19 protein-coding genes and 1 riboswitch are annotated in these 17,334 nt (G+C 74.8%); of the genes, 8 read left to right on the top strand and 11 right to left on the bottom strand.

From position 1 onward, the window contains the following. Positions 1–189 precede the first annotated feature (189 nt). Positions 190–618, top strand: coding sequence for an ATP-binding protein (locus JQN84_RS14525; protein ID WP_204958856.1), 429 nt, complete (start codon positions 190–192; stop codon positions 616–618). 125 nt (positions 619–743) lie between these two features. Here the strand turns inward: JQN84_RS14525 and JQN84_RS14520 are convergent, their stop codons facing one another. After that, positions 744–1,631 carry a DUF3152 domain-containing protein gene (locus JQN84_RS14520; protein ID WP_281900919.1) on the bottom strand — a complete coding sequence of 296 codons (888 nt, stop codon included), beginning with the start codon at positions 1,629–1,631 and terminating at the stop codon, positions 744–746. A 165-nt stretch (positions 1,632–1,796) separates the two neighbouring features. Here JQN84_RS14520 and JQN84_RS14515 point away from each other — a divergent pair, with 165 nt between their 5' ends. Continuing rightward, the gene (locus tag JQN84_RS14515) at positions 1,797–3,074 is read left to right on the top strand and encodes a DUF2786 domain-containing protein (protein ID WP_204958855.1); all 1,278 of its coding nucleotides are present in this window, start codon (positions 1,797–1,799) and stop codon (positions 3,072–3,074) included. Between the two features lie 26 nt (positions 3,075–3,100). Here the strand turns inward: JQN84_RS14515 and JQN84_RS14510 are convergent, their stop codons facing one another. The 5 genes from JQN84_RS14510 to JQN84_RS14490 form a co-directional block, all read right to left on the bottom strand. Then, on the bottom strand, positions 3,101–3,610 hold the full coding sequence (locus tag JQN84_RS14510; protein ID WP_204958854.1) for a hypothetical protein: 510 nt from the start codon (positions 3,608–3,610) through the stop codon (positions 3,101–3,103). Between the two features lie 133 nt (positions 3,611–3,743). Continuing rightward, positions 3,744–3,917 (bottom strand): CsbD family protein, encoded by a 174-nt coding sequence (locus tag JQN84_RS14505; RefSeq protein ID WP_088643694.1) that lies wholly within the window; start codon positions 3,915–3,917, stop codon positions 3,744–3,746. A gap of 144 nt (positions 3,918–4,061) precedes the next feature. Then, positions 4,062–6,350: a heavy metal translocating P-type ATPase gene (locus JQN84_RS14500; protein WP_204958853.1), complete on the bottom strand. Its 2,289-nt coding sequence runs from the start codon at positions 6,348–6,350 to the stop codon at positions 4,062–4,064. Between the two features lie 14 nt (positions 6,351–6,364). Then, positions 6,365–6,574 (bottom strand): hypothetical protein, encoded by a 210-nt coding sequence (locus JQN84_RS14495; RefSeq protein ID WP_204958998.1) that lies wholly within the window; start codon positions 6,572–6,574, stop codon positions 6,365–6,367. Positions 6,575–6,590: 16 nt separating this feature from the next. Beyond that, positions 6,591–6,797, bottom strand: a complete 207-nt coding sequence (locus JQN84_RS14490; protein WP_204958852.1) for a heavy-metal-associated domain-containing protein — start codon at positions 6,795–6,797, stop codon at positions 6,591–6,593. A 94-nt stretch (positions 6,798–6,891) separates the two neighbouring features. Between JQN84_RS14490 and JQN84_RS14485 the strand changes: the two genes are divergently transcribed. Next, the gene (locus JQN84_RS14485; protein ID WP_091244878.1) at positions 6,892–7,191 is read left to right on the top strand and encodes a metal-sensitive transcriptional regulator; all 300 of its coding nucleotides are present in this window, start codon (positions 6,892–6,894) and stop codon (positions 7,189–7,191) included. A gap of 111 nt (positions 7,192–7,302) precedes the next feature. Here JQN84_RS14485 and JQN84_RS14480 read toward each other — a convergent pair whose 3' ends face one another. The 3 genes from JQN84_RS14480 to JQN84_RS14470 form a co-directional block, all read right to left on the bottom strand. After that, the gene (locus JQN84_RS14480) at positions 7,303–7,923 is read right to left on the bottom strand and encodes a DUF305 domain-containing protein (protein WP_281900934.1); all 621 of its coding nucleotides are present in this window, start codon (positions 7,921–7,923) and stop codon (positions 7,303–7,305) included. 69 nt (positions 7,924–7,992) lie between these two features. After that, complete coding sequence (locus JQN84_RS14475) at positions 7,993–8,538, bottom strand: hypothetical protein (RefSeq protein WP_204958850.1); 546 nt, start codon at positions 8,536–8,538, stop codon at positions 7,993–7,995. Positions 8,539–8,582: 44 nt separating this feature from the next. After that, positions 8,583–10,703 carry a heavy metal translocating P-type ATPase gene (locus tag JQN84_RS14470; protein WP_204958849.1) on the bottom strand — a complete coding sequence of 707 codons (2,121 nt, stop codon included), beginning with the start codon at positions 10,701–10,703 and terminating at the stop codon, positions 8,583–8,585. 161 nt (positions 10,704–10,864) lie between these two features. Here JQN84_RS14470 and JQN84_RS14465 point away from each other — a divergent pair, with 161 nt between their 5' ends. After that, the gene (locus JQN84_RS14465; RefSeq protein WP_204958848.1) at positions 10,865–12,208 is read left to right on the top strand and encodes a YibE/F family protein; all 1,344 of its coding nucleotides are present in this window, start codon (positions 10,865–10,867) and stop codon (positions 12,206–12,208) included. A gap of 166 nt (positions 12,209–12,374) precedes the next feature. After that, positions 12,375–12,506: riboswitch (cyclic di-AMP (ydaO/yuaA leader) on the top strand. A 3-nt stretch (positions 12,507–12,509) separates the two neighbouring features. Next, positions 12,510–13,535, top strand: a complete 1,026-nt coding sequence (locus JQN84_RS14460) for a coiled-coil domain-containing protein (protein WP_204958847.1) — start codon at positions 12,510–12,512, stop codon at positions 13,533–13,535. A 131-nt stretch (positions 13,536–13,666) separates the two neighbouring features. Here the strand turns inward: JQN84_RS14460 and JQN84_RS14455 are convergent, their stop codons facing one another. Continuing rightward, positions 13,667–14,341 (bottom strand): carbonic anhydrase, encoded by a 675-nt coding sequence (locus tag JQN84_RS14455; RefSeq protein WP_204958846.1) that lies wholly within the window; start codon positions 14,339–14,341, stop codon positions 13,667–13,669. 256 nt (positions 14,342–14,597) lie between these two features. Here JQN84_RS14455 and JQN84_RS14450 point away from each other — a divergent pair, with 256 nt between their 5' ends. Further along, a complete protein-coding gene (locus tag JQN84_RS14450) occupies positions 14,598–14,924 on the top strand; it encodes a helix-turn-helix transcriptional regulator (protein ID WP_372444599.1) in 327 nt (108 codons plus the stop codon). 103 nt (positions 14,925–15,027) lie between these two features. On the opposite strand, the gene JQN84_RS14445 is transcribed toward JQN84_RS14450, so the two are convergent. Next, positions 15,028–15,630 (bottom strand): lipocalin family protein, encoded by a 603-nt coding sequence (locus JQN84_RS14445; protein WP_204958845.1) that lies wholly within the window; start codon positions 15,628–15,630, stop codon positions 15,028–15,030. Between the two features lie 239 nt (positions 15,631–15,869). Here JQN84_RS14445 and JQN84_RS14440 point away from each other — a divergent pair, with 239 nt between their 5' ends. Together JQN84_RS14440 and JQN84_RS14435 are read left to right on the top strand one after the other, a co-directional pair. Then, on the top strand, positions 15,870–16,241 hold the full coding sequence (locus tag JQN84_RS14440) for a hypothetical protein (RefSeq protein WP_204958844.1): 372 nt from the start codon (positions 15,870–15,872) through the stop codon (positions 16,239–16,241). Positions 16,242–16,472: 231 nt separating this feature from the next. Further along, the gene (locus tag JQN84_RS14435) at positions 16,473–17,270 is read left to right on the top strand and encodes a hypothetical protein (RefSeq protein ID WP_204958843.1); all 798 of its coding nucleotides are present in this window, start codon (positions 16,473–16,475) and stop codon (positions 17,268–17,270) included. The last annotated feature ends 64 nt before the right edge of the window (positions 17,271–17,334 follow it).

Below are 17,334 nucleotides of genomic sequence, written 5' to 3'. Positions count from 1 at the left end.
CGTGCCGGCGGACCCCCACCCGTCCCGGCCTGGCACACCACCCTGGACAGTGGCCCGAAGCACACCCGACCGGACTGCGCGGGGGCGGGGAACGGGCCGGCGCGCGGGGCCGGTACGACGGGTGGCATGCGACGAATCCCCGACAGCCGGGATGGCATGGTGGGCCGCTACGTAGGGTAAACCGGGATCATGGCACAGCTTCTCACCTCGCCGCCCCCGCCGCAGGCCACCGAATTGCGCCGGTGGGAACTGGCCGATCCCGCCGACCTGCGCGCCCTGCGTGCCTCCCTGCACGAGGCCCTCACCGGTGAGCAGCTCCTCGACGGTCAGCGGATGGAAGAGATTCCCGAGTTGATCGTCCTGGTTGCCACCGAACTCGCCACGAATGCCCTCAAACATGGCATTCCACCGACCATTGTCCGGTTGCTGACGGTCGACGACTCGCTCATCCTCGACGTGGCCGACCACGACCTCAGCACCATCCCCGAGTTGGCCGACACCCGCCCGATGGGGGCCGGGGGCCGGGGCCTCCAGATCGCCATGGCCGTCTCGCTCAAGGTCGGCTGGTACGCCACCGACCGCACCAAGAACATCTGGGCGTCCTTCCCCCGCCGGTGACCGGGCAGCACGACGGGCGACGCGCGACTGGTCACCTCAACGGGACCGACAATCCGCCTTCACTCCGGCCGGGCAGCGCATCGTCGCCCATCTCGGGTAGGTCAACGCCCGCCCGCAGGCCGGGGTCAGTCGTCGGAGGGGATCGGGTCGTCGTACTCGCCGGCCGGGCCGGTGAGCAGGGCACCGCCCACCATCGGCCAGGCGTTCGGCCGGCAGCCGTGCAGGCCCAGGGTCTGCTGCTGCATCACCGGGGCCGGCCCGCCCGCGGCCGGACACCGTTCGTGCCCCCGGCCCAGCCGGTGCCCCACCTCGTGGTTGAGCACGTACGCCCGGTAGGTGCCGAGGTCGCCCCGGAAGTCGGGCACGCCCCGGGCCCAACGCGCCACGTTGACCACCACCCGGTCGCCGTTGCGGCAGGAGGTGTACCGGTCGGAGGTGTCCCCGCACAACTCGCCCCGGGTGACCGGGGTGGTCAGCATCACGGTGAAGTCGGCCGGGGTGTCGCCGCCGACCCGTTGCAGCCGCCACCTGCCGTCGGCGGTCCAGCCCCGGCGGTCGGCGAGCACCACCGCCACCTCCCGACCGAACCGTTCCGGGTCGACGTCGTCGATGCCGCCCTCCACCGCCACCCGGTAGCGCAGGAGCTGCCCGCCGCGCCCGGCCACCGCCCCCTGCGCGGTCGCCGTCCGCCAGGTGCCGGTCCCCCGTTGCGGATAGCGCAGCGCCGGAGCGGGCGCGGCGGCGGAAGGCACGGCGGAGGAGAGCGGGGCGGGAGCCTGCGCCCCGGGGGGCACCGGCGGCACCGCCGCGTTGGCCGGCCGCAGCGGTTCCCGCCGTACGTCGCCGACGAGGGCACCCAGGTCGATGCCCTGCCGCTGGGCCACCACCGCGCCACCGGCGACCAGCCCCGCCACTACCAGCACCACCGTCAGGACGCCGGCCGGGGTCACGCCCCGCCGTCGCCCCCGGTGCCGGCCACGGTCGACGGACTCGCTCACCGTCAGGGTGCTCACCGTTCGCCTCCCGTCCACCCGGATCCACTCCGGGCAGGAGTACGGACCCGGGAGGCGAACGGATGAGTGCCGGGGAGGGGCAATCCGGGTGCGGGTACCGTTGCCGGGCAGACACTCCCGACGATCCGGACACCGTCCGGCCGTCGTCCCCGAGGAAGGACCCCCGTGCCGGACGCCGACGCCCTGATCACCGCCGCGGTCACGGCGGTGCGCGGCACCGACGTACGCGACGCGGAGCGGAAGCTGGACCGGCTGGTGGTCGGCAGCGCCCCGGCGCGGCCCGGCGACGACGGCGGCCGGGGTGCCGACGACGGGGCCGCCGGGCCGACGGCGGTGGACGCCGCCCTGCTGCGCCGGCTCGTCGCCGCGGTGCACCGGCTGTGGCCACGGGGCTGGCAGCCGGTCGACGTGGCCCGGATCGTGACCCGCCGGCTCGGCGCGCGCCCCGGGCGGCTGGTCGTCGACGCGCTCGCCGCCGACCGGGCGGCCGAGCCCGGCCCGGTGCCGCAGTGGTGGGACGACCAGTTGGCCGACCTGGACGCCCGGGTCCGCTGGGACGGCGACGCGGGCTGGCTGGGCGGGTGGGCGGTCCGTGAGGGCACGGACCGGATCGCCGCCCTGCGGGACGCCGTCGAGGTGCTGGCGCTGCTGGCCGGGCTGCCGCCGATCGCGGTGCTGCGCCCACCGCCCGGCGGCCACGGTGCCGTGACGGTGACCGGGCCGCGCGGTCCGTCCGGCTCCCGCGTCCTGGACCGGGTACGGGCGCTGCTGGCCAAGGCCGAGTCCACCACCTTCCCCGCCGAGGCGGAGGCGTTCACCGGGAAGGCGCAGGAACTGATCGCCCGGCACAGCCTGGAACGGGCGCTGGTCGAGTCGGCCGCGACCCACCCGGACCATCCCGGCGGGGTGCGGATCGGCACCGACGCCCCCTACGCGGGCGCGAAGGCGCTGCTGGTGCAGGAGGTGGCGACGGCGAACCGGTGCGAGTCGGTCTGGTCCGACGACCTCGGTTTCGCCACCGTGCTCGGCTTCCCGGCCGATCTGGAGGCGGTCGAACTGCTGCACACCTCGCTGCTGGTGCAGGCCACCGCCGCGATGCTGCGCGGCCGGCGGGAACGACGCGGCGGCGGCCGGCGGACCAAGGCGTACGACGAGGCTTTCCTGCACGCCTTCGCGCTGCGCATCGGTGAGCGGCTGCGGGCGGCGACCGAATCGGCGGACCGGCAGGCGGCGCAGGACACCGGGGCGGACCGGCTGCTGCCGGTGCTCGCGGCCCGCTCAGGCGCGGTGCGGGAGCGGATGGACACCCTCTTCCCCGGGGTCACCCGGGCCCGGCTGACCGTGCGGGACGCCGAGGGCTGGCAGTCCGGCACCTCCGCCGCCGACCGGGCCTCGCTCGCCGGTAGCGCGCCGCCGTCCCGCCCGCTGACCGGTCGACGCTGAGCTGTCGCCTGAGCCGTAGCGCCGGCTCAGACGTGGCAGTCGCGGGTGAGCCGGGGCGGGATGTCGACGAAGTCGGTGCCCATCCAGCTCGCCGGGCTCTTGGCCGACGCCCCGGCGTCGATCTTCGTGGCGGTCTCCTCCACCAGCTTCCTGATCCGATCGTCCCGGGCCTTGCGGGCCTGCGCGCGGACGTCGTCGGCGAGCCGGCTCAGCCGCCCCTTGAGCTTGCCGTTGAGCTGCTCCGGGGTGAGTTCCTCGCGGGTGGCGTCGGCCGAGTCGGCGGTGATCTGCCGGCTGCCGTCGATGATCAGCTGGTCGACGGCGCGGCAGACCTGGGCGGTGTTCGCGGCGGTGCCGGCGGGCGGTCCGGTGCTCTCCGGGGCAGTGGTGGTCGCCGTCTGGGGTGTGGGTTCCCCGGTGGTGGCGGTGGCCGACGGGCCGGGTGCGGCGTCGGTGCCGGTGCCGCCGTCCGAGCAGCCGGCGGCGAGGACGGCGAGGACGGCGAGGGTGAGTGCGGTGGTGGAGCGGCGATGCATCGACTTTCCCCGTTCGGTGTGACGGCCGTACCGCGACACGATGCCGCACGACCCGGCGGGAAATCGAATCGGCGGACCCGGACACGCGTCACGCCGGCCCGACGGGGTCGGTCCGGCGTGACGGTGGTGCGGTTCAGCTCTTGAAGGCGTCCTTGACCTTCTCGGCGGCCTGCTTGAGGCTGGACTTGGCCTGGTCGTTGCGGCCCTCGGCCTCAAGGCGCTCGTTGTCGGTCGCCCGGCCGACGCCTTCCTTGATCTTGCCGGCGGTGTTCTCGGTCGTGTTGCCGATCTTGTCGTCGAACCCCATGAGAGCCTCCCGAATAAAGCATTTCTTCCAACGCCACCCAGATACCCCCACCCCTCGTCCCCAAAACGCACCGCCACCGGCCCCCGCCCGTTGATCAAGAGGTTTGCGTCACCAGCGAGCCGGCGGGTGACGCGCACCTCTTGATCAACCCGGCTGCCCGGATCGCGCTCGTGCGGGGTGCGGTGTGGTCGGGAAGCGGCGGAGGCGGAGGCTGTTGGCCACCACGAAGACCGACGAGAAGGCCATCGCCGCGCCCGCGATCATCGGGTTGAGCAGGCCGGCGGCGGCCAGGGGGAGGGCGGCCACGTTGTAGGCGAACGCCCAGAACAGATTGCCCTTGATCACCGCGAGGGTGCGCCGGGAGAGCCGGATCGCGTCCACCGCGGCGGTCAGGTCGCCCCGGACCAGGGTCAGGTCGGACGCCTCGATCGCCACGTCGGTGCCGGTGCCCATGGCCAGTCCCAGGTCGGCCTGGGCCAGGGCCGGCGCGTCGTTGATCCCGTCGCCGATCATGGCGACCGTGTGACCCTGCGCCTGGAGCCGGCGGACCACGTCGACCTTGTCGGCCGGCAGCACCTCGGCGGTCACCTGGTCGATGCCCACCTCGGCGGCCACCGCCTGCGCGACTGTCGCGTTGTCCCCGGTGAGCAGCACCGGGGTCAGGCCCAGGGCGCGCAGCCCGGCGATCGCCGCCCGGCTGGTGGGCCGGACCACGTCGGCGACCGCGAGGACGCCCCGGGCCCGCCCGGACCAGCCCGCCACCACCGCCGTACGCCCGGCGGCCTCCGCCTCGGCCACCGCCCGGACCACCTCCTCCGGTACGTCCAGACCCCGCTCGCGCAGCAGCCGTGGCCGCCCGACGACGAGGTCGTGGCCGTCGACGGTGCCGGTGACGCCGAGCCCTTCGGCGGCGGCGAACCGGGTGACCGACGGCAGCTCACCGGCCCCGGCGGCACCTGCCGCCACGGCGCGGGCGATCGGGTGCTCCGAGCCGGCCTCCACCGCCCCGGCGAGCCGGAGCAGTTCGGCCCGGTCCTGCCCCTCGACGGGACGGACGTCGACCAGGGTCATCCGGCCGGTGGTGACCGTGCCGGTCTTGTCCAGCACCACCGTGTCGACCTGCCGGGTGGACTCCAGCACCTCCGGCCCCTTGATCAGGATGCCGAGCTGGGCGCCGCGCCCGGTGCCGACCAGCAGCGCGGTCGGGGTGGCCAGGCCGAGGGCACACGGACAGGCGATGATCAGCACGGCCACCGCGGCGGTGAAGGCGGCGGTCGGGCCGGCCCCGGACCCCAGCCACCAGCCCAGGGTGCCGACGGCCAGCACGATGACGATCGGCACGAACACCCCGGAGATCCGGTCGGCGAGCCGCTGCACGGCGGCCTTGCCGGTCTGTGCCGCCTCCACCAGCCGGGCCATCTGGGCGAGTTGGGTGTCCGCGCCGACCCGGGTGGCGGTGACGACCAACCGGCCGCCCGCGTTGACGGTGGCACCGGCCACCTGGTCGCCGGGCCCGACCTCGACCGGCACCGATTCGCCGGTGAGCATGCTGGCGTCGACCGCCGAGGTGCCCTCCTCGACCCGCCCGTCGGTGGCGATCTTCTCGCCGGGCCGGACCACGAACCGGTCGCCCACCACGAGCCGGTCGACCGGGACCCGGGTCTCCGTGCCGCCGCGCAGCACGGCGACGTCCCGCGCGCCGAGTTCGAGCAGGGCGCGCAGGGCCGCCCCGGCGGTCCGCTTGGAGCGCGCCTCGAAGTAGCGGCCGGCCAGCAGGAACACGGTCACCCCGGCGGCGGTCTCCAGATAGATGTTGCCGGCCCCGCCGGTGCGGACGATGTCCAGCCGGAACGGGTGGGTCATCCCGGGCATCCCGGCGTCGCCGAGGAAGAGCGCCCAGAGCGACCAGCCGAACGCGGCCAGGGTGCCGAGTGACACCAGGGTGTCCATGGTCGCCGCGCCGTGCCGCAGGTTGGTCCAGGCGGCCCGGTGGAACGGCAGCCCGCCGTACGCGACCACCGGGGCGGCCAGGGTCAGCGACAGCCACTGCCAGTAGGTGAACTGCCAGGCCGGGACCATCGCCAGCACGATCACCGGCACGGTGAGCACGGCCGACACCCGCAGCCGGGTCCGCAGGGCACCCAGCTCGTCGACCGGCGCACCGGCCGGTTCCGTCCCGGCGGGGGTGGGCGGGGGCGGCACGACGGCGGTGTAGCCGGTCTTCTCGACGGTGGCGATCAGGTCGTCCGGGGTGACCCCGTCGGGGTACCGGACGGTGGCCTTCTCGGTGGCGTAGTTGACGCTCGCCTCGACGCCGTCGAGCCGGTTGAGCTTCTTCTCGATCCGGGCGGCGCAGGAGGCGCAGGTCATTCCGCCGATGGCCAGCTCGATCAGGTGGGGGGCGGTGGGCAGGTTCTGGGTGGTCGGGGTCATCGCGGCACCTCCGGTCAACCGTGGGTGTGACCGGCCCCGCCGGTGCCGGTGCCGGTCGGCGTCGGGTCGGTGGCAGGGTCGGGGCGGTGGACGGGTCGCGTGGGGTCGTGGCGGGTCTCGGCGGGCGGGGTACCGGGGCCGGTCAGCTGGCCGACCCCGTACGCCGCGCCGAACACCACCGCGAGGACCAGGGCGAAGCCGCCCAGCCTGGTCGGTGTGTTCATCGGTCGCCCTGGACCGTCACGCCTCGACGAGGTCGTAGCCGGCCTCGTCGACGGCGGCCCGCACGGACGCGGTGTCCAGCGGGCGGTCGCTGGTGACGGCGACCCGGCCGGAGGCCAGGTCGACCTGGACGTCGGTGACGCCGTCAAGGGCACCCACCTCGGCGCTGACCGCGCTGACGCAGTGCCCGCAGGTCATGCCCGTCACCTGGTAGTCCGTGATCATGCGACTCTCCCCTCCACTCGTCCAACATACCCCCCAGGGGTACGTCACCCCGCGACCGTAGCATACCCCCCAGGGGTACGCTATCGTGGTCCCCATGACCACACCGAGCACCCCGGTCCGGGGTTACACCGCCAGCAAGGACCAGCTGCTCGCGCGGCTGCGCCGGGTGGAGGGGCAGGTCCGGGGGATCGAGAAGATGGTCGACGACGACCGGTACTGCATCGACGTGCTCACCCAGATCTCCGCCGTGCAGGCCGCCCTGGACAAGGTCGCCCTCGGCCTGCTCGACGGCCACGCCCGGCACTGCATGCACGAGGGGGCCGCCGAGGGCCGCGCCGACGAGATGGCCGCCGAGATGATGGCCGCCGTCGGCCGCCTGATGAAACGCGGCTGACCCGACCCACCCGTCCGGCGACCGGCGGGGCAACGGCCGGGCGGGACCGGGCGGGAGACCGACGTCGCGGGGCCGGTGGGATCCGGCCCCGCGACGCGTCACGGGTGGCGGTCAGAGCCGGGCGAGGATCTTCCGCATGGTGTCGATCTCGCCCTGCTGGGTGGTGACGATCTGCTGCGCCATGGCCCGCGCCCCGGCGTGCCGGCCGTCCGCCAGCTCCTGGCGGGCCATGGTGATCGCCCCCTCGTGGTGGGCGATCATCATGCTGAGGAACCGGCGGTCGAAGTCCCGACCGGTCGCCCCCTCCAGCCGGGCCAGGTCGGCGTCGGACATCATCCCCGGCATCCCGTGGTCCATCCCTGGCAGATGGCCGTCGGCCGGGCCGTCGGACGGGACGGGCCGGCCCCAGGCGGTGAGCCAGCCGGTCATGGTGGCGATCTCCGGGGCCTGGGCGGCGCGGATCCGTTCGGCCAGCCGGGTGACCTCCGGATCGGCGGCCCGGCTCCCGGCCAGCTCCGACATGCGTACCGCCTGCTGGTGGTGCGGGATCATCATCTGGGCGAACATCACGTCGGCCGGATCCGCGGCGGCCGAGGAAGGGCCGGCCCCGGCGGCCGGGCGGCCGTGACCGCCGGCGGTGGAGTGGCCGCCGCCGCAGGCGGTCAGGGCGGACGCGGCGGCGAGAGCGACGCCGGCCAGGGCGACGCGACGGGCAAGGGTACGGGTGGACACGGGCATACCTTTCGGTGGACGGACACGTACGCGACGGACGGTGGACACGGCAAAGCCGCGCCGGGTGTCCTATCTGCGCAGTACCGACACCGTGGCGAGCCGCAGCCCGAGCGGGCGCGGTGGCGGGGCGCGCGGCTGGCGGGGCCGCGACGGCGGCCGGAACACCCCGGCCGGCCTGGTACGGACCACGAAGAGCAACACCAGCACCAGCACGGTGAGCGCCCCGAGCACCGCCAGGCAGACGCTCCACGCCGTTACGGGTGTGCCTGACGGGCCGGCGGGCAGCGCCACCGGGCACCCGTCCCCGCAGGACCGCACGGCCGGGTCCGGCACCGCGACGCCCCACCCCGGACCGACCGGCACCCCCCACACCGCCGGGATCAGGTGCATCAGGTCCGCCGCCGGCCCGGAGACGGACGACCTGTCGGTGTCGTGCCCGGCGGCGGGCCGGTGCGGGTCGTCGGTCGACGTGCCGTGGCCGGTGGGATGGTGGACGCCGCCGAGGTGCCCGTCGTGACCGAGGGTGTGCATCGCGGAGAGCCCCAGCAGCGTGCCGACGAGCAGCAGCAGCCGCAGCCACCGCCCGGTCGTCGTCGCCGTACCCGCCCGCCGCACGGCTCCACGCTAGCCGTACCGGTCGCCCGGCGGGCCGGTACGGGTCACCGGGCGTCGAGGCGTACCCGGCGCAGCAGTTGGGCGTTGAGCGCCACCACGATGGTGGAGGCGGACATCAGGACCGCGCCGACCGCCGGGCCGAGCGTGATCCCCACCCCGGCCAGTACCCCGGCGGCCAACGGCAACGCCACCACGTTGTAGCCGGCCGCCCAGGCCAGGTTCTGGAGCATCGTGCGGTACGCCGCCCGGGACAGCCGCAGCACACCGGCCACCCCGCGCGGGTCGGACGAGGCGAGCACCACCCCGGCCGACTCGACCGCCACGTCGGCACCCGCCCCGATGGCGATCCCGACGTCGGCTCTGGCCAGGGCCGGGGCGTCGTTCACCCCGTCACCGACCACCGCCACCCGCAGACCCCGCCGCTGCAACCCGGCCACCTGCCGGTCCTTGTCGGCCGGGAGCACCTCGGCGAACACCTCGTCCACCCCGGGTCGGAAGCCCAGGTCGGCGGCGACCGCCTCGGCCACCGGGCGGGCGTCCCCGGTGAGCATCGCGATCGTCCGGACACCCTCGGCACGTAGTGCGTCGACCGCCTCCCGCGCCTCCGGTCGCACCTGGTCGGCAAGGGCGAGCAGGCCGACGACGGTGTCGGGCAGGCGCACCAGGTACAGCACCACCGCCGCCCGGCCGGTCCACTCCCGCTGCGCCGCCGTCAGTTCGCCGGGCAGTTCCCGGCCCAGCTCGCGCAGCAGCGCCGGACCGCCGACGGCGTAGTCCGTACCGTCGATCCCGGCGCGGACTCCCCGGCCGGGCAACGCGCGGAACCCGGTGGCCGTACGTGCTCCGCCCCGGTCGGCGGCGGCGGTCACGATCGCGCGGGCCAGCGGGTGTTCGCTGTCGGCCTCCACGCCGGCCGCGAGCCGCAGCACCTCGTTCCCGTCGGTGCCGTCGGCGGCGGCCACCCCGACCAGCACGTGCTCGCCCCGGGTGAGGGTGCCGGTCTTGTCGAAGAGCACGGTGTCGACGGTCCGCATCCGCTCCAGCGCCAGCCGGTCGCGTACCAGCACCCCGGAGCGGGCGGCGAGCCCGGTGGAGAGCGCGACGACCAGCGGGATCGCCAAGCCCAGGGCGTGCGGGCAGGCGATCACCAGCACGGTGACGGTCCGCACCACCGCCTGGTCCGGCTCGCCGAGCGCGGTCCAGACCAGCGCGGTCAGCACGGCGGTGCCGGTGGCGACGTAGAACAGCCAGCCGGCGAAGCGGTCGGCGAGCGCCTGCGCCCGCCCGCCGGACCGCTGCGCCTGGGTGACCAGGCGGCGGATGCCGGCCAGCGTGGTCGCCTCGCCGACCGCCTCGACCCGCACCCGCACGGGCTGGTCGGTGGCGACGGTGCCGGCCACCACCCGGTCACCTGCCGACCGGGGCACCGGCCGGGACTCACCGGTGACCATCGACTCGTCCAGTTCCGCGGTGCCGGCCACGACGCGTCCGTCGGCGGGCACCCGACCGCCGGGGCGGACCAGCACCACGTCGCCCTCACGCAGCCCGGTCACCGGCACCCGTTCGACGTCGTCGTCCGCGCCGACGCGTTCGGCGTCGTCGGGCAGCAGCGCGGCCAGCGCGTCGAGTGCTCCTCGGGCCTGGCCGATCGCCTTCGTCTCCTGCCAGTGGCCGAGCAGCATGATGGTCACCAGCGCCGCCAGCTCCCACCAGAAGTCCAGGTCGAAGGCACCGAGGAAGGTCGACACCGAGGCGGTGTACGCGACGCTGATCGCCATCGCGACCAGCAGCATCATGCCCGGCGTACGGGCGCGGGCCTCCCGGAGCGCCCCGGTCAGGAACGGCCAGCCGCCCCACCAGAAGACCACCGAGCCGAGCACCGGCCCGACCAGGGAACGGCCGGGGAACTCCAGAGGGTGGCCGACCCAGTCCAGCACCATCCGGTCGGTCGCCACCACCGGCAGGGTCAGCGCCAGGCAGACGAGGAACCGACGCCGGAACGTCGCCGGGTCGTGCCCGACGTGTTCGCCCCCGCTCCGGTCCGGGGTGCGGCCGGCGTGCCCGACCCGGCTCCGGTGCGGGGCGGGCCCCACCGGGTCGGTGTGGCCACCCCGCGCCGTCGGGCCGGGGTGCGGGGTGGCTGCCCGGTCGCGGTGCTGGTCCATGGCCACCACCATCCTCTTCCGGCAGGCCGTGGGCACGGTGAACCGGGCGGGCGGGTCGGGGCGCTGGCTACCATCGTCCGACGATGACGCGCCGCCCGTGGGTGAACCGGCAGGTCGGCTGACACGTATCCCGTCCCGGACCGTTGGGAGAACTCGCAGACATGGGCGCCGACCACACCCGCCCCGCTCCGTCCACCCCGCCCCGGGTGCGACGGATCCTCGTCATGACGGTGGTGCCACTCATCGTCGTCACGGTGATCGCCACGCTGCTGCTCTGGCCAGGGAAGACCTCGAAGATCGACCAGGGCGAGCAGGTGCCCCGCTACCACGGCACGGTGACCCGGGTGGTGACCGAGCCGTGCCCGCCCGCCCCGCAGACGCCCGACGGCCCGTCGGGGGTGGCCGACGGGCCGTGCGGGACGGTGACCGTCACCGTCGGGCAGGGGCCGGACAGCGGTGAGCAGGTCGAGACGCCCGTCCCGTCCGGGCCGGGGGCACCGACGGTGGCCGTCGGCGACGAGGTCGTGCTCGTCGCGTTGGCCGACCCCACCGATCCGTCGGTGAGCAGCTACCACATCGCCGAGCACCAGCGGGGCATGCCGCTGCTCTGGCTGGTCGCCCTGTTCGCGGCGGCGATCGTGGCGTTCGGCCGGCTGCGCGGGCTGGCCGCCCTGGCCGGGCTCGGGGCCAGCTTCGCCATCCTGTTGACCTTCGTGGTGCCGGGCATCTCCGCCGGGGGCGCGCCGCTGCCGATCGCGGTCACCGGCGCCGCGTTGATCATGTTCGTGGTGCTGTACCTGACCCACGGGATCACCGCGCAGACCTCGGTGGCGGTGCTGGGCACGCTGGGCAGTCTGGTGCTGACCGGCGTCCTGGGCACGCTGGCCACCGCCGCCACCCACCTGACCGGGTACGGCAGCGAGGAGGCCACCACGCTGTCGATGTACCAACGCGACGTCGACCTGCACGGCCTGCTGCTGGCCGGGATCATCATCGGGTCGCTCGGTGTCCTGGACGACGTCACGGTCACCCAGTCGGCCACCGTCACCGAGCTGGCGCACGCCAATCCGGGGCTGTCCCGGTTGCAGCTCTACCGGGCGGCGACCCGGGTCGGCCGGGCGCACATCGCGTCCACGGTCAACACGATCGTGCTGGCGTACGCGGGCGCGTCACTGCCGTTGCTGCTCCTGCTCACCGCCGACAGCCGCCCGGTGAGCCAGATCCTCACCAGCGAGTTCCTGGCCCAGGAGATCGTCCGCAGCGCGGTGGCGACCCTCGGCCTGGTGGCGGCGGTGCCGCTGACCACCGGGTTGGCCGCGCTGGTGGTCACCGCCGGACGGGGGCCGGCCGACGCCGGTACGGCCGGGCCGACGCCCGCCCCACGTCCCGCCCCCGACCGTGCCGAGGCGTGGGAGGCGTTGAGCGCGCCCCGGCACGGCGAACCGTCCACCCCGGCCCCCGCACGGTGGCCGGACCCGGAAAGGAGCACGGACACCGCATGGTGACACTGCGCTGCGTGACCGAAGGCGAGGTCGCGGCTGTCGGCCACGTCACTGATTACCACTCGCTATCGGGAAAATACTCATTTGGTCGGGTTGCGGGCGTAGATCCCCGGTACGACTCTCGGGTAACCTCGCTGCCGGTCACCGCCGAAGGCGCCCACCGGAGCCAGCGGTGCCACCGCCCAATCGCCGTACGGCGAGCCGGGGAACCGAGCACCTGGGGTGAATCCGCGCCAGCGGTAGGGGCCACTTCCGTCCCGAACCCGTCAGCTAACCCGGTCGGCGGTCGACGGAAGGGACAACTGTGACGGCACCCCTACGCCACTGGTGGACTCCGGTGGTGGCCGTGCTCGCCGCTCTGGCGCTGGTCGCCGGCCCGGCCGCCGCCCCCGCGGCGGCAGCACCCAACGCGCCCACCCCCTCGGGGCACGAGGAGGACGAGGAGCCCAAGCTGCTCACCGACGTCATCGAGGCGACGAACCGGGAGTACTCGGCGGCGAAGACCCGACTGGAGAAGTCCAAGAAACGCCAACTCGAATACGCCATCGAGGTGGAGAAGGCGGAGCAGGAGCTGGCGGCGTTGGCTCCGCAGGTCACCGAGATCGCCGCCCAGTCGTACCGGACGGGTCGGGTCGGCGCGGTCGCCGCGCTGCTGGAGAGCGACGCCCCGGACGCCTTCGTCCGGCGGGCCGCCGCCCTGGACGAGCTGAACATGGTCAACGCCGGCAAGCTGGCCGAGGTCAACAAGGTCAAGACCCGGGCCGAGCAGGCCAAGCTCGCCGTCGACGCCGAGGTCCGTGAGCAGCAGAAGCAGGCCAACCTGATGGCCAAGAAGAAGACCGAGGCCGACAAGGCACTGGCCCTGGTCGGCGGTCGGGGCTTCACCGGCGGCCTGGTCGACGCGACGTCCCCGGTGGCCCGCGTCGCACCCGGCCAGACCGCCAACGGCGAGTGGCGCGGGGAGTCGTGCAGCGAGAACGACCCGACCACGTCCGGGTGCATCACCCCGCGCACGCTGCACATGTACAAGGAGGTCAAGCGGGCCGGATTCAACCGGTTCGTCGGCTGCTACCGCCCCGGTGGGCCGTGGGAGCACCCCAAGGGCAAGGCGTGCGACTGGTCGTTGCAGAAGAGCGGGTTCAGCCCGTGGCACAACAACGACACCCGGATGTACGGCAACAACCTCGCCGCGTTCCTGATCCGCAACTCGGACCGGCTGGGCATCTACTACGTGATCTGGAACCGGCAGATCTGGTTCCCGGCCAACGGCTGGAGTTCGTACTCGGGACCGTCCAACCACACCGACCACGTCCACGTGTCGCTGTTGTAGCGGGTGCAGCTGGGCCGAAGCTGCGGTGTCCGGCGTTCCGGACACCGCAGCACCGGCCCGGTGAGTTGATCGAGGCGCACGATGAGGGCCGCCCGGCTGAGCCGGGCGGCCCTCATCGTGACCGGTGCGGGTCAGGAGGCGACGGGTGCCGTCGCGGCACCGGCCGGCACGGCCGGTGCCGGCACCGCGGCGGCGGGCGCGGGCAGCTCGGGGGCTACCTGGCGCACCTCACCGGCGGCGAGCCGGTAGGACATCCCGACCACCGCGCACCGGCCGGCGGCCACCTCGGCGGCGATCACCGGGGAGTTGCCGAGCAGCACCTCGACGGTCTGCGCGATATGGATGTCGACGATCCCGTCGATGTCGTGCACCCCCTGCTGGGCCGCGCGACGCAGGCTCGGCCCGACGGCGGCGACCACCGAGTAGAGGTGTCCCGGGGGCTGGGTGCCGGTCCGGGCCGCGTCCCGGGCCGCCTGCACGGCACCACAGGAGTCGTGCCCGAGGACCACCACCAGCGGGGTGCCGAGCACCGTCACCGCGTACTCGACGCTGCCGAGCACCTCGGGCCCGGCGGTGTGCCCGGCGGTCCGGACCACGAAGAGGTCACCGAGACCCCGGTCGAAGATGATCTCGGCGGCGAGCCGGGAGTCGGAGCAGCCGACGATGACCGCGAAGGGATGCTGGCCGTCGGCGACGGCGGTGCGGTGGCCGGCATCCTGGTTGGGATGGTGGGGCACACCGGCGACGAAACGCCTGTTGCCGGCCTGCAACTCGGCCAGCGCCTGGGTCGGAGTGATCGGGGCCATTGCCTCACCTCGGTCCGGAATCGCACCTGGTCACGCCGGCCGGCGGCGACGACGGCCGTGTCCTCACGGTCACACGCAGCTAAAGGTACGTCAAGATTTCGTGATACACGTTTCAGGCATCGGTCGAAGCCGTGTCGACGGCGTGTCGGCCCCGGCACCCACCGAGGTCGACGGGCGACCCACCGGGGGCCGACCGGCCGCTCCGGGGCAACCGTCGGGGCGGCCGACGACGGGTCTCCCAGGTACGGGCCATACCATGACCGGCATGGCGACAGGCGGCACCGGGAGCACCCGGAACTGGACGTTCCTCACCAACCATGGTCATGTGCTGCTCGCCATCGCCCGTAACCCCACCGCCCGCCTCCGCGACGTCGCCGACGAGGTCGGGGTGACCGAACGGGCCGCCCAGGCGATCGTCGCCGACCTGGAGGCCGGCGGCTACCTGCGGCGTACCCGGGTCGGCCGGCGCAACGAGTACACGCTCAACCCGAGCGGCCACTTCCGGCACCCCGCCGAGGCCGACCGCCAGGTCGGCGCCCTGCTCGCCCTCTTCAGCCCCGATCCGGCCGACGCCGGGTCCTGAGCCGCCGACCCGGAGGGCGACGGCCGGCCCCGGCCAGGACACCGCCGGACCGGCACACGTCGACGGCCCGCCCCGGTGGGGACGGGCCGTCGACGGTGGAGGGTCAGCAGAAGCTGCCCGCTCCGCCGCCACCGTCCTGCCGGGTGGTGCGGAAGTCGCACAGGTCGTAGCCGTTGGCGGTGAGCGCCGCCTTCGCCGCCGCCGTCTGCGCCCCGGTCAGCGCCGGCTCCCGGGAGAGGACGAAACCGCTGCTGCGGTCCGGGTCGCCGACGACCGCCCAGCGGTAGTCGGGGTCGAGCCCGATCACCACGTAGTTCGGCCCACCCAGATAGATCCACTTACCGCCGAGCTTGAGGAAGGACACGGTCAACGCCGAGTCGGCCGGCGGGTTCTCGCTACGGGCCCGCCCGGTGACCGCGCTGGTGGTTCCCACGATGGTCCGGCAGCTGTTGCGGACCCCGATGGTGCCGTCGGGCTGGACGTCGTACCGCGCCGTCACGTTCTTGTAGCACTGGATCTCGAAGATCGCCGGGATGGCGGCGACCTGGTACCAGTCGCCCACGTAGCGCTCCACGTCGACGTCGGCCACCGGAGTGAGCGGTCCGGTGTCGACGGCGGTCGGCGCCGCCTGCGCGGGTACGGCGGTGGCCAGCACCGCCGCAGTGGCGACCGCGACGGCCGCAACGACCTGACGGCGTACTCCCATGGTGTCTCCTCCGGTCTGTCGGTCCGGCGCGGCGGGGCGTCGCGCCGTCGGCAGAGTTGCCCGGACCCGCCGGCCGGAAACTGTCGGCATTCTCATCGCCGTCGATGCATCCAGGCGCAGGTCAGTGGCCGTATCCCTGGTGGGAGCGGTCCGTCCACACGGCACACCGTGGCCCGGCTCACTCGTCCGGTCGGGCCACCGACCCTGCGCGGACGGCCGATCGGGGATAGGTTGGACAGGTGATCCGCGTAGCTTCCGCCCCGCCCGTCTGGGTGTCGAGGCTGCGCGATCTGACCCGGCTGGCCGTCACCACGCTGGTGCTCGCCGTCGGCCTCGGCGGGTTCCTCGCCGTCACCGGCGGCCCGGCCGCCGCTGCCGCCCGACCGTCCGTGGTGACCTCGCGGGTGGCGACGCTGCCCACCGACGCCCGGCCGACCCTCGACCGGCCCGGCACCCGGCCCGACGACGAGCGGCCCGCCGACGGGTCCCTGCCGCCCCAGCCGCCGACGCCCGCCGACGGTGCCGCCACCCGGCCCGTCGCGCCGGTCGCCGGGGCCACGCCGGACCCGGCCCGGGACGCCACCGGCCGGCGCGGCCCGCCCCGGAGCTGAGCCGCGCGGCAGCTGCGCGCCCGTCCGGCCGCGACCGGGCCACCGCCACGGCCGGGCCACCGCCGACCGCGGACCGGCAGCTGTCGGTCCGACAGCGGTCCAGGCAGACCCGATCCGGGCAGAACTGGGCCAGGCAGGTCCGGTCCGGCCGCCGCCGGGACGCGCGCACCGCTTCCGCCCACTGCCGGGCCCCCGTCCGTCCACATCGTTGTCCACCGTGAGGTGTTGGTGATGCAGACCGTCTTCTCCGCCGTCCTGCCCGATGTCCCCGCCGCCGCCGCGATCTGGCTGATCCTGCTCGCCCTCGCCGCCGTCGCCGTCGCGGCCCTGGTGGTCCGGCCCGGCCGGCTCCGGCCGGCGGTGGCCGGCCGGTTCCGCGACGCCGCCCTGCCCGACGACCCGGACCGGGCCGAGCAGGACCGGGAGCACACCCGGTACGCCGAGGAGGTCGCCGTGGCGGCCGACCGGGCCGGCACCACGGCGAGCCGGCTGCGGGCCGAGTGGCTCGCCGTCCAGGACGAGGTCGAGTCGGCCTGGACGGCCCTGGAGGCGGCCGAGGCGCACCTGCGTCGGCTCGCCGCCGCCGCGTCGATGCCCCTGCCGCACACCGGACAGACCCCCGCCGAGTACGCCGACCGGGAACGCTGGCTGCACCGGGCCGCCGACGAGGCCCACCGGCGGAGGGAGCTGTCGGACGCGCAACTCGCCGACGTCCTCGCCCACCGGGCCGGCTGGGACCCGCGCCGGCACCCGGTGGAGCAGGAACTGGTGCTGCGCCGCGCGATCCGGGACCACCTGGCGGCCCGGCACCGGGCGGCGGTGGCCCGGGAGCAGGCGGCCTGGCGGGCCGCCGACCTGGCCGGAGCGGCGGCGCGCAGCCTGCGCGACGAGGCGTTCGCGGCGCGGGAGCGCCGCCCGGAGCGGGCCGAGTCGGTGCTGCCGATGCCGGAGGCCCCCCGCCCGTCGGCGGACAGCACCCGGGAGAACCCGGTGGTGGCGCGCGGTCGGGCCGCCGTGGCCGCCTACTGACCCTCCCGCCGCGGCGACGGGCGGCGGCGCGGCGCCTCCCGGACGGCGGCGCGACGGGCTGCGC

It is taken from the genome of Micromonospora humidisoli (assembly GCF_016900955.1).
Classification (GTDB): domain Bacteria; phylum Actinomycetota; class Actinomycetes; order Mycobacteriales; family Micromonosporaceae; genus Micromonospora; species Micromonospora wenchangensis.
The sequence above is the reverse complement of the archived record's forward strand: the minus strand, read 5'-3'. Positions and strand labels throughout refer to the sequence as shown.